The 10,374-nt window shown below is 71.1% G+C and carries 10 protein-coding genes; 5 read left to right on the top strand and 5 right to left on the bottom strand.

All coding sequences use genetic code 11. The features are described from left to right. Together ON27_RS05340 and imuA' are read right to left on the bottom strand one after the other, a co-directional pair. Nucleotides 1-457, bottom strand: a 457-nt coding sequence (locus ON27_RS05340; RefSeq protein WP_043720219.1) for a Y-family DNA polymerase, incomplete at its 3' end; no start/stop codon positions are given. A gap of 304 nt (nt 458-761) precedes the next feature. Continuing rightward, a complete protein-coding gene (gene imuA', locus ON27_RS05335) occupies nt 762-1,550 on the bottom strand; it encodes a DnaE2-dependent mutagenesis accessory factor ImuA' (protein ID WP_043720216.1) in 789 nt (262 codons plus the stop codon). 411 nt (nt 1,551-1,961) lie between these two features. Between imuA' and ON27_RS05330 the strand changes: the two genes are divergently transcribed. Next, a complete protein-coding gene (locus tag ON27_RS05330; RefSeq protein WP_043720214.1) occupies nt 1,962-3,083 on the top strand; it encodes a serine/threonine-protein kinase in 1,122 nt (373 codons plus the stop codon). 35 nt (nt 3,084-3,118) lie between these two features. Here the strand turns inward: ON27_RS05330 and ON27_RS05325 are convergent, their stop codons facing one another. Further along, a complete protein-coding gene (locus ON27_RS05325; protein ID WP_043720224.1) occupies nt 3,119-3,754 on the bottom strand; it encodes a response regulator in 636 nt (211 codons plus the stop codon). Between the two features lie 118 nt (nt 3,755-3,872). Then, the gene (locus ON27_RS05320; protein ID WP_051046245.1) at nt 3,873-5,117 is read right to left on the bottom strand and encodes an ATP-binding protein; all 1,245 of its coding nucleotides are present in this window, start codon (nt 5,115-5,117) and stop codon (nt 3,873-3,875) included. A 303-nt stretch (nt 5,118-5,420) separates the two neighbouring features. Here ON27_RS05320 and ON27_RS05315 point away from each other — a divergent pair, with 303 nt between their 5' ends. From ON27_RS05315 to ON27_RS42715, 3 genes are all read left to right on the top strand, one after another. Next, nucleotides 5,421-7,202 (top strand): PspC domain-containing protein, encoded by a 1,782-nt coding sequence (locus ON27_RS05315; RefSeq protein WP_051046244.1) that lies wholly within the window; start codon nt 5,421-5,423, stop codon nt 7,200-7,202. Beyond that, nucleotides 7,195-7,413: a hypothetical protein gene (locus ON27_RS05310; protein ID WP_043720210.1), complete on the top strand. Its 219-nt coding sequence runs from the start codon at nt 7,195-7,197 to the stop codon at nt 7,411-7,413. The genes ON27_RS05315 and ON27_RS05310 overlap by 8 nt, the downstream gene beginning before the upstream one ends. A 102-nt stretch (nt 7,414-7,515) precedes the next feature. Beyond that, nucleotides 7,516-7,656 (top strand): hypothetical protein, encoded by a 141-nt coding sequence (locus tag ON27_RS42715; RefSeq protein ID WP_157227090.1) that lies wholly within the window; start codon nt 7,516-7,518, stop codon nt 7,654-7,656. Between the two features lie 51 nt (nt 7,657-7,707). Here ON27_RS42715 and guaA read toward each other — a convergent pair whose 3' ends face one another. Beyond that, a complete protein-coding gene (guaA, locus tag ON27_RS05305) occupies nt 7,708-9,282 on the bottom strand; it encodes a glutamine-hydrolyzing GMP synthase (RefSeq protein ID WP_043720207.1) in 1,575 nt (524 codons plus the stop codon). A gap of 119 nt (nt 9,283-9,401) precedes the next feature. Here guaA and ON27_RS05300 point away from each other — a divergent pair, with 119 nt between their 5' ends. Next, nucleotides 9,402-10,202 (top strand): alpha/beta fold hydrolase, encoded by an 801-nt coding sequence (locus ON27_RS05300; RefSeq protein ID WP_043720205.1) that lies wholly within the window; start codon nt 9,402-9,404, stop codon nt 10,200-10,202. Nucleotides 10,203-10,374 lie beyond the last annotated feature (172 nt).

Raw genomic sequence — 10,374 nt, 5'->3', positions numbered from 1 at the left:
CGGCGATCACCGCCGTGGACAGTTCATCGGCGATCCCGACCTGCGCTTCCGTCCCGGCCGCGGCCACCGCGTCGACCAGGCGTTCGGCCGCCGCCTCCTCGGACCCGAAGAATCGCGCCGCACCGCGCGCGCCGAGCACGAGCAATCCGGGACGCAGCACCTCCACACCGGGCACGGTCGCGGCCACCGCCGCGACCACCGGTTCGAACAGCCGCGCGTCCCGATCCACGTCTTGCTGCGCGAGAAACAGCTCGGGGCACCGCCCCTGCGCCTCTCTGCGCTTCAGGCCGCGGCGCACTCCTTCGGCTCGCGCGATCGCCGAACACGCCACCACCCGGTTGGCGAACAGCACCGCCACCGGCCGCGTCGCGGGCAGCCCCGCCACCGCCGCCGCGGCGACCGCGGGCCAGTCCGGGCACCACAGTGCCAGCACCCGCCGCGCGCCCGGCCGGTTCACGGTGACGCACCGCCTTCGTCGCCCGCTATCTGCGGTTGCCGAGACGCGAGTCCGCGAAGGCGCACGCACCCGGCGAAGACTCTCGCCGCAGCGCGCGAGAAGCAGTGGCATACGAGACCCGGCCAGGAGATCCGGTGACCAGGCTCCGCGCGCCGGCCGCCCGTCCGCGGCATCGTGCCGCGCCCGAGGCAGGCGGTATCGAATCGCTCGATCGGCGCGTCGGGCAAGGCGGGCAGCGACCGGATCCGGCAGCGGTGAACCCACGCCATCGCTCGGATCGAGACGCCGAGGGAAGCCGGCGCGCTCACGACACCGCTTCCTGTGTGTCGACGGCTTCGACCGCCCTGGCCGCCTTTTCACGCAGCACCCATTCCACGCGACCCGCATTCGGGCACAGATCCAGCCGTCCGCGCCGCGGCGGCCCCGCCTTGCCGCGCACCTCGACCGTCAAGCCGAGCGAGCGCAAGCGACCGCGCCCGCGGCCGAGACCGGTGTAACCCGCGACGCGGGCGTCGAGCTGGAGGGACGCGCCGGGCCAGCGACCGTCGGCGACCACCAGGGTGGCGCCCTTGTTGCGGGCGCGGGCCGCGATCACCCGGCTGCGCGCGGGCGCGACGGCCCCGCCCCCGAGCCCGAGCACGACCAGATCGAGTCCGTCGAGCAGCACCGCGGCCACCTCCACCGGATCGGGGCCGGGATCGGCGATCACGGCCAGCCGCCGCAGTTGCGCTCCCATCTCCACCGCGGCCAGCAGCCCGAGCCGGGGCATGCCGACCACCGCGGCATGCCCGCCGCTCTCGGTCACCGCGGCCAGCAGACCGGCCAGCAACGAACTCGCGCCCGTGTACGCCACGACGGAACCCTTGACCAAGCCACCATCCGGCAACAGCGGAGCGAGTGCTGCGGGCACCGGCAACGCCGCATTGCGCGAGCCGCTGTCGAGCGGGACCCGCTGTGCCGAAGATTCCCCGCGCCCCGGCACCGTTTCCATGCGTCTGCGCAGCTCATCAAGCGTGAGCGTGTTCTCCCGCCCGCCACCGCGCGGCAGCGCGCCGCGATTCACCCCTCCCTGCGGTATCGCATCCGAACCCATCTCAACCACCCACTTCCCACGATGGACCCGAGGCGAAGCATGCGGAGCGGCCCTCGCGATTCGAGCGGCAGCACCGATTCAGCTATCGATCGATATCGAATATACGTTCGATACGGACTCAGTAGAAACCGACCCCCGGGTTTCGTCAAGGGTTCGGACCTCGTGTCGCGGAGGCCGCGACTTCCCGCTCGCCCGCGCACCGTGTCGGCGATCCCGACGGAGCGGCGTGATCCCGATCCGGTCGGCGTGCGCTCGGCTACGACGTCCGGCCCCGGTTTGCCGGTATGGTGGGTGGCACGCATCCGAACCGAGCGGCCGAGGGCGGGCGCCGCGTACGATTCGTGCCCATGTCTCTCGCCTGCGCGAACACGAATCAGGCCAGCTAGCCGTATTTTCCGCTACCCTCGCACCGTGACCGAACGCGCTCGTCCCACTGTCGGCCCCCAATACCTCGTCGCAGGCCGCTACCGTCTCCAATCGAAGCTGGGTGGCGGCGGCATGGGCGCGGTCTGGTTGGCGCACGACCGCCTGCTCGACCGGGATGTCGCGATCAAACAGGTGCTCACCACCGCCGGGCTCGGCGAGGAGGAGGCCGAAGCGGTCCGCAACCAGATCATGCACGAGGGCCGGGTCGCCGCGAAGCTCTCGCACGACCACGCGATCGCCGTGTACGACGTGGTGCTCGAAGCCGGTGAGCCCTGGCTGGTGATGGAGCACCTACCCTCGCGCAGTGTCGCGAAGGCGCTCGCGCTGGTCGACACGCTGCCGCCGATCGAGGTCGCGCAGATCGGCGCCCAGGTCGCCGACGCGCTGGCCGCCGCGCACGCGGTCGGCATCGTGCACCGGGACATCAAGCCGGGCAACATCCTCGTCGCCGACCGCGGCCCCGGCGTGGGCATGGCGAAGCTCAGCGACTTCGGCATCTCACGCGGCGCGGGCGAGATGTCCGACGAACCGGACGGCGTGATCACCGGCACCCCCTCCTACCTGCCTCCCGAGGTGGCGCGCGGTGCGCAGCCGACCAAGGCGAGCGACGTGTTCTCCCTCGGCGCCACGCTCTACACCGCGATCGAAGGGCAGCCGCCGTTCGGTTTCGACGAGGACAGCGACGTCATCGTGCACCGCGCCGCCATGGCGCAGATCATCCCGCCGACCCGAAGCGGCATGCTCACCCAGGCGCTGCTGCACATGATGGAACCCGCACCGCAGCGGCGGCCGACCATGGCCGAGGCGCGGGACGAGATCCTCACCGCCGCTTTCGGTCCCGGCACCGGACCGTACATCCTCGGCGCGCCCGTCCGCACCGAGGACGGGACCATCCCGGCCTGGGCCGCCCGCAATTCGGCGTCCGGGATCCGCAGCCCGCATTCCACGCCGCTTCCCCGCCCGCACCGCAACCTCGCCGGAGCGTCCGCGGCCGCTCCCGCGCAGCGCGCCAAGAACCCGCAGCCGAGCAACGCCCCCCTCGCCATCGCCGTGGGCCTGCTGATCGGCCTGATCATCATCATCGGGATCATCGTCGCCGTCCTCTGACGCGCGCGGGCGCCGCGACGGTCCGCGCGGCGGGCTCAGTCGATGCGGCGGCGGTGGGCCCAGCGGGTCAGCGCGTTGCGGTTGGACTGCTGAGTTTTGCGCAGCACGTTGGAGGCGTGCGTTTCCACGGTCTTCACCGAGATGAAGAGGGATTCGGCGATCTCGCGGTAGGTATAGCCGCGGGCCAGCAGGCGCAGCACCTCCAGTTCGCGCGGGGTGAGCGAGTCTAGTTCGGGATCCAGCGGCGGTTCTGGCACCGGCGACTTCCCGGTGAACGAATCCAGGACGAAACCGGCCAGCCGCGGACTGAAGACCGCGTCGCCGCCCGCCACCCGGCGGATGCCGTCGGCCAGCTCGGCGCCCGAAATCGTCTTGGTCACATACCCTCTGGCCCCCGCCCGGATCACCGCGATCACGTCCTCGGCCGCGTCGGACACGCTCAGCGCCAGGCACACCGGCCCCGGCTCGATGCCCGCCAGCACCGCGACCCCGCCCCCGTCGGGCATGTGCACGTCGAGCAGCACGACATCCGGACGCTCGGCGTTGATCCCCGCCACCGCCTCCGCCACCCCACCGGCCTCCCCGACCACCTCCATGTCCGCCTCCCGGCTCAGCTCAGCACGCACACCCGACCGGAAAACGGCATGATCATCGACGAGAAAGACCCGCACGGCCACCTACTTCTCCTAACTGACCCTTGACCCCCAAGCCGTACCACACCTATCCCGCACGCGCTCCGCACCTGCCGCACCCGCGCCGCGAACCGAGCGGGCCTGGACGCGTCGACGGCTAGCGGGCGGCCCGGGCGGGCTCTTCGTCCGAGAGCTGGCAACCGGAGTCCGCGCGGGGCATGGTGATCCGGACCTCGGTGCCGCGGCCGGGCGCCGACACGATCTCCACCTGCCCACCCCGGCGTTCGACCCGGCCCCGAATGGATTTGGCCACACCGCGGCGGTCGTCGGGCACGGACGCGAGGTCGAAACCCGAGCCGCGGTCGCGCACGAAGACGCTCACCTGGTGCGGCTCTGCCTCGGCGAACAGGTCGATCTCCGGAACGCCCGCGTGCTTGGCGGCGTTGACCAGCGCTTCCCTGCTCGCACCGAGCAGCGCCGTGAAATGTTCCTTCGGCAGACCCGATCCGGAGCCGTCGACGTCCATCGACACGTCACCGACGGTCACCGGCGTCACCTTCACGCCGTGCTGGTCCTCCACCTCGCCCGCGATGGTGCGCAGGGCCGCGGCCAGGCTCGACTGCGCCGGACCGGAGTCCTCGAACAGCCATTTCCGCAGTTCCCGTTCCTGGCTGCGGGCCAGCCGCAACACCTCCTGCGGGTCGTCGGCCTGACGCTGGATGAGGGCGAGCGTCTGGAGCACGGAATCGTGCAGGTGTGAGGCGATCTCCTCGCGTTCCTCGTTGCGGATGCGGGCGGCGCGCTCGGCGTTCAACGCGCGCATCATGCGCAGCCACAGCGGGACCGTCAGCACTCCCGCGCCGATCAGCGTGACCGCCACCGCGAGCAACGCCGAACCGAGCGAGCTGAGATCGATCCGCGCCAGCACCACCACCCCGAGGCCGGCCACGATCAGCGTCGTCCCGGCGACGATGCGCGACCAGGTCACCACCGAGGGCCGCGCGGGCAGCCCGAGCAGCGAACGCGGCCCGTCGACGTCGTACTCCCGCCACACCAGCGCCGCGCCGACCGCGACCACGATGATCGGCGCGATCACCTTCGCCGCCGTCCCGCTGAACACCCACGACACGGCGACCGCGAGCCCGAGTCCGAGCATGGCCAGCCCGATCGCCTGCCGCCGCTCCGCACCGGAGGGTTTCACCTGGTCGGAGCCGCCGGGCGTGAAGATCCACAGCAGCCCGTACGCCATGATGCCCGCCCCGGCCAGCGCGGACAGCAGCACGAACGCCATTCGCACCTTGAACACGTCGACGCCGAGGTGGTCGGCCAGACCGCCCGCCACCCCGCCGACGATCCGGCCGCCGGAACGGCGGACCATCCGCACCTGCGGCGGATCGGGCATCGGCGCGGGCGCGGGTCCCAGCCCGCGGGCAGCGTCGAACCCCCGAGTGTCGAACCCCCGAGTGTCGAACGCGGGTACAGACGGGTACATGTCTTCGATACTGGCACGGCCACGCAACCGCCAGCCATCGGTAATCACCCTGATCTTGCTCGGCGGCACCCGCCGCGGCCAGGGCCGTCACGATCGCGCGTGGCGCCGACCCGCACATAGCTGGATGATTGCTACATCAGCGGATCGGTCCAAAGTGTTCAGGCTGTTTTTCAGGGTTCCCCCCGATGCGCCGATATGCGGATCGGGCACACCATGAGAAACATGACGAAAACGAGCTTCGGCGACCAGGTCCAGCAGATATGGCAGACCCGGCCGGTTCGATTGCCGCGCCAGGGCCCGATCGCGGGCGTCGCGGCCGGGTTCGCGCGGCGCTACGAGATCGACCCGGTGCTGGTGCGCGTCGCGTTCGTGGTGTCGACGATCTTCGGCGGCGCGGGCATCGTGCTGTATCTGCTGGCCTGGCTGCTGCTGAGCGCGGCGGGCGACCAGGCATCCGCGGCCGAGTCGCTGGTCGGCAAGGGCCACAGCTCGCAGTCCCAGACCAAGACCATCGTGCTGATCGTCGCGCTGGCCATCGCGGTCAGCACGATGGGCCCGGTGGGCGTCGGCCTCGGCGGATCCGGCCTGATCAGCCTCGCGCTGATGCTGGCGGGCTGGTGGATGCTGCACCTGCGCACGCCCAACCCGCCGCCCGGCACCACCGAAGCGTTCGGCGGATTCGTCCCCGGCAGCGGCATCACCGCCACCGGCTACCCCGGCGCGGTCTTCCCGCCGGGAGCGCCCCGCACCGTAGGCGACATGTACGTGCCGCCCACCGCCATGTACACGCCGTACACCAAGCTGCCGGATTCATATGTTCCGGAGACGCCGGCGCGCGCCACAAACGGCGATGCGGCGACAACGCCGTTGCACAGGCCCACCGCCGAGCAAGACGCCGACCCCGCGACCGTGGTGCTGGACAAGCCCACGGCCACCCGGGCCGACGCCGGTCCGGGTTCCCCGACCGACGAGCGAACCGAATCGGACACAGTCGTCATCGGCCGATCCGGTCCAGCCGGATCGATCGGTGACCGGACCGCATCGGATACCGCCGTCCTCGGCCCGGTGGATCCGCCCGCTTCGGGCGACCAGACCGACTCCGGCGACGTGGAAATCGTCAGCGCCGACCCGGACAAGTCCGTAGCCGAGCCCCGCACGCCGAATACGTCGAGCGCCTCGGACAATGCCGAACCGGCCACATCCACCGACCGGACCGCACGCCCCGAGAGGGCGGTGTCGCTGGGCAAAGGTGACATCGGAGTGCCCGCGCGAACTCTCGACCCGCACCGCGCGGTGGTCGCTCACCCCGCGATCATCGGCGGCCCGACCCCGCCGTCCTGGGACCCGCTCGGCGTCGCCCCGCTCGCTTGGGACCTCCCGGAACCGGCACCGGCCCGCCCCGTCGTCGCCCCGCCGCGCAAGCGTCCGCGCTCGCGCCTGACGCCGGTGGTGCTCGGCCTGGCCATCCTGGCGGCAGCGGGCGCGGGTGCGGCCGCGGCCTCGGGCGTGGAGTGGATGACGCCGGGCCGGATCGCCGCCGCGGCGCTGGCCGTCATCGGTCTCGGCTTGGTGCTCGGCGCGTTCCTGCGGCGCGGCTACGGCTTGCTGGTGCTCACCGCGCCGCTCGCCGGGTTCGTGCTGCTCGCCTCCGCGGTCGGTCCGGTCGAGTTCGACCAGGCCGCGATGGGCGACCGGAACTGGGCGCCGGCCTCCGTCGCCGAGCTGGCGTCGGACTACCGGCTGACCATGGGTTCGGGCACGCTGGACCTGCGGTCGGTGAAACTGACCGAGAACCGCACCGTGAACGTCGACGTCCGAATGGGCGAAGCCCGCATCCTGCTGCCCGCGGACATGACCGTCCGCACCCACTGCACGGCGACCATGGCCGAGGCGCTGTGCGAGAACGGCATCAGCGGTCCGAATACTCCCGGCGCGCCGGTGCTCGATCTCGACGTCGACGTCCGCGCCGGAAACGTGGAGGTGCGGCGTGGCTGAAACCGAGAAGAACGAGACGACCGAAACCCGCCGCGGCCCGGCCGCCTCGCTGCTCATCGCCGGTCTGCTGGCCCTCGCGGTCAGCGTGTGGGCCTTCGTCGGCCCCGCGTCCGTGCCCGCGGCAAGCATGATCCCGATCGGTTGGATCGTCGTGCTCGCCGCGATCGTCATCGGCATCGTGCTGGTGATATCCCCGCGCAAACGACCATGATCACGCGAACGGCCCGTCCCATCCGGACGGGCCGTTCCGCTTTATCCGAGCGCTGGCAAACCAACTCCCACAGGCCCGTCCTCGTACGGCAGGAGAATCCACATGAACCCCGACGAACCCACCAGTCAAGCGCCCGCGACCCCGCGGACCACACCGCCGGATCCTCGGCCACGCCCCGTCGCCGCTCACGGCACATTGCTCGGCCACCTGATCCTGCACAGCGCGTTCCACCGCCCCCGCTGACCACGGGCAGCTGGCGGCGGCGCGGCTAGCGCCCGCGGTGCGACCGGGAGATCACTCCCACTCGATGGTGCCCGGCGGCTTGCTGGTCACGTCCAGGACCACGCGGTTGACCTCCGCCACCTCGTTGGTGATGCGGGTGGAGATGCGTTCGAGCACCTCGTAGGGCAGCCGGGTCCAGTCGGCGGTCATGGCGTCCTCACTGGACACCGGGCGCAGCACGATCGGGTGGCCGTAGGTGCGGCCGTCGCCCTGCACACCGACGCTGCGGACCTCCGCGAGCAGCACGACGGGGCACTGCCAGATCTGCCGGTCCAGACCCGCCGCGGTCAGTTCCTCGCGGGCGATGGCGTCGGCCCGGCGCAGCGTCTCCAGCCGGTCCGCGGTGACCTCACCGACGATCCGGATGGCCAGACCTGGCCCCGGGAACGGTTGACGGGCAACGATTTCCTCGGGCAGGCCGAGTTCGCGGCCCACCGCGCGGACCTCGTCCTTGAACAGCAGTCGCAGCGGTTCGACGAGTTCGAATTCGAGATCGTCGGGCAGTCCGCCGACATTGTGGTGGCTCTTGATGTTCGCGGTGCCGCTGCCGCCGCCGGACTCCACCACGTCCGGGTACAGCGTGCCCTGCACCAGGAACTCGACCTTAGGCGTCGCGCCGTCGGCGTCGCCGTGTTCGAGCACCACCTCGCCCACCGCGTCCTCGAAGGAGCGGATGAACTCCCGGCCGATGATCTTGCGCTTCTCCTCGGGATCGGTCACGCCCTTCAACTCGCCGAGGAACTTCTCCACCGCGTCGACGGTTACCAGCTTGGCGCCGGTCGCGGCGACGAAATCCTGCTGCACCTGCTCGCGCTCCCCCGCCCTCAGCAGGCCGTGGTCGACGAACACGCAGGTCAGCCGGTCACCGATGGCGCGCTGCACCAGCGCGGCGGCCACCGCGCTGTCCACCCCGCCCGACAGTCCGCAGATCGCGTGCTTGTCACCGACCTGCTCGCGGACCGAGGCGATCAGCGAATCCGCGATGTTGGCCGGGGTCCAGGTGGACGGAATGCCGGCCAGCTCGTGCAGGAAGCGGCTCAGTACCTGCTGCCCGTGCGGGGAATGCAGCACCTCCGGGTGGTACTGCACACCGGCCAGGCGACGCGCACGGTCCTCGAACGCGGCGACCGGAGCGCCGGCGGTGGTGCCGGTGACCTCGAAGCCCTCCGGCGCGTCGGTGACCGCGTCACCGTGACTCATCCACACCGGCTGGATGGTGGGCAGGCCGCCGTGCAGCAAACCACCATCGATGTTGAGTTCGGTGCGCCCGTACTCGCGAGTGCCGGTGTGCGCGACCGTGCCGCCCAGCGCCTGGGCCATCGCCTGGAAGCCGTAGCAGATGCCGAAGACCGGCAGACCCAGTTCGAACAACCGCGGGTCCAGCTGTGGCGCACCCTCGGTGTACACGCTGGCCGGGCCGCCGGAGAGGATCACCGCGAGCGGCTGCTTCTCGGCGATCTCCTCCACCGTCGCGGTGTGTGGAACCACTTCGGAGTACACGCTCGACTCGCGCACGCGCCGTGCGATCAGCTGGGCGTACTGTGCTCCGAAGTCGACGACGAGGACCGGTCTCTGGGTTTGTGCCACCCACCCAGTTTAGTGAGCGGCGAAACGAGCGAATCATCGGCACAGCGGCCCCGCGCGGGAGCCGTGCCGACCGCCCGAATCGTCCCGCGCGGCACCGCCGGCTGGTTATCCTTCTGCTCGTGCCCTTCGCCCGCGCGATCGATGCCGACATCCATTACGAGGACAGCGGCGGGGACGGCCCGGTGGTACTGCTGGCGCACGAGTTCTTCATGGACCGCACCATGTTCGCCGCCCAAACGGCCGCGCTCGCACCGGAATTCCGGATCGTCTCCTGGGATGCCCGCGGCCACGGCCGCACCAGGGACGAGGGCCTACCTTTCACGTACTGGACCGCGGCCAGGGACGCGCTGACCGTGCTCGATCATCTGGGCGCCGATCAGGCCGTCATCGGCGGCACCGCGCAGGGCGGCTTCACCGCGCTGCGCACCGCGCTGATCGCGCCGGAACGCGTCTCCGCGCTGATCTTGATCAGTACCGAGGCCCACGGTCCCACCCCCGAGCAGTCGACCGCCACGCAGAAGTTTCTCGAGCAGTGGTACGACGACGGCTCCCGCGCACGCGCCGTGCGCCAGCTGGCTTCCTGGCTGATCGGCGACGACGAGTGGTACCGCGCGATCTGGACGCAGCGCTGGCTGGTGCGCGACCGCCGCGGCATCGAGGTCGCGGCGGGCTGCCTGCTCAGCCGGGATTCGGTGCTGGATCGCCTCCCCGAGATCTCCTGCCCCGCTCTGGTGATCCACCCCACCCACAGCGGCATGGACCGCGAGCGCGCCCAGGAAATGGCCCACGGACTGTCCGGCTCCACGTTCATCGAGATCGCGGACGCCCGGCTGGCGGTGACGATGACCCACCCCGAGCCGGTGAACCACGCCATCCAGCAGTTCCTACGCGTCCGGACCAAACCGACCCGAGTGCGCTGACCCCGCCCGATCCCAAACGATGTGCGAACCGTGCGTCAGCCGATGTCGTGCGCGAATAACACGCCGAACGGCCCCCACGAACAACACACCGACCGGCGCCGCGCGACCTCCCAGCCACTCACCGCTCACCGAAGAAGCGAGTCTTAGGAGCGCTGTTCGCGGCCCGGCTCGG

Origin of the sequence: Nocardia asiatica NBRC 100129 (assembly GCF_000308415.1) — a bacterium.
In the GTDB taxonomy this organism is placed as follows: Bacteria; Actinomycetota; Actinomycetes; order Mycobacteriales; family Mycobacteriaceae; genus Nocardia; species Nocardia asiatica.
Note: the sequence above shows the minus strand (reverse complement) of the source record. Positions and strands in the feature narration are given on the sequence as shown.

Coding starts and splice junctions, on each gene's coding strand:
- imuA' (WP_043720216.1), bottom strand. CDS start 1,550: ATGGGTTCGGATGCGATACCGCAGGGAGGGGTGAATCGCGGCGCGCTG.
- ON27_RS05320 (WP_051046245.1), bottom strand. CDS start 5,117: ATGCCCGATCCGCCGCAGGTGCGGATGGTCCGCCGTTCCGGCGGCCGG.
- ON27_RS05315 (WP_051046244.1), top strand. CDS start 5,421: ATGAGAAACATGACGAAAACGAGCTTCGGCGACCAGGTCCAGCAGATA.
- ON27_RS42715 (WP_157227090.1), top strand. CDS start 7,516: ATGAACCCCGACGAACCCACCAGTCAAGCGCCCGCGACCCCGCGGACC.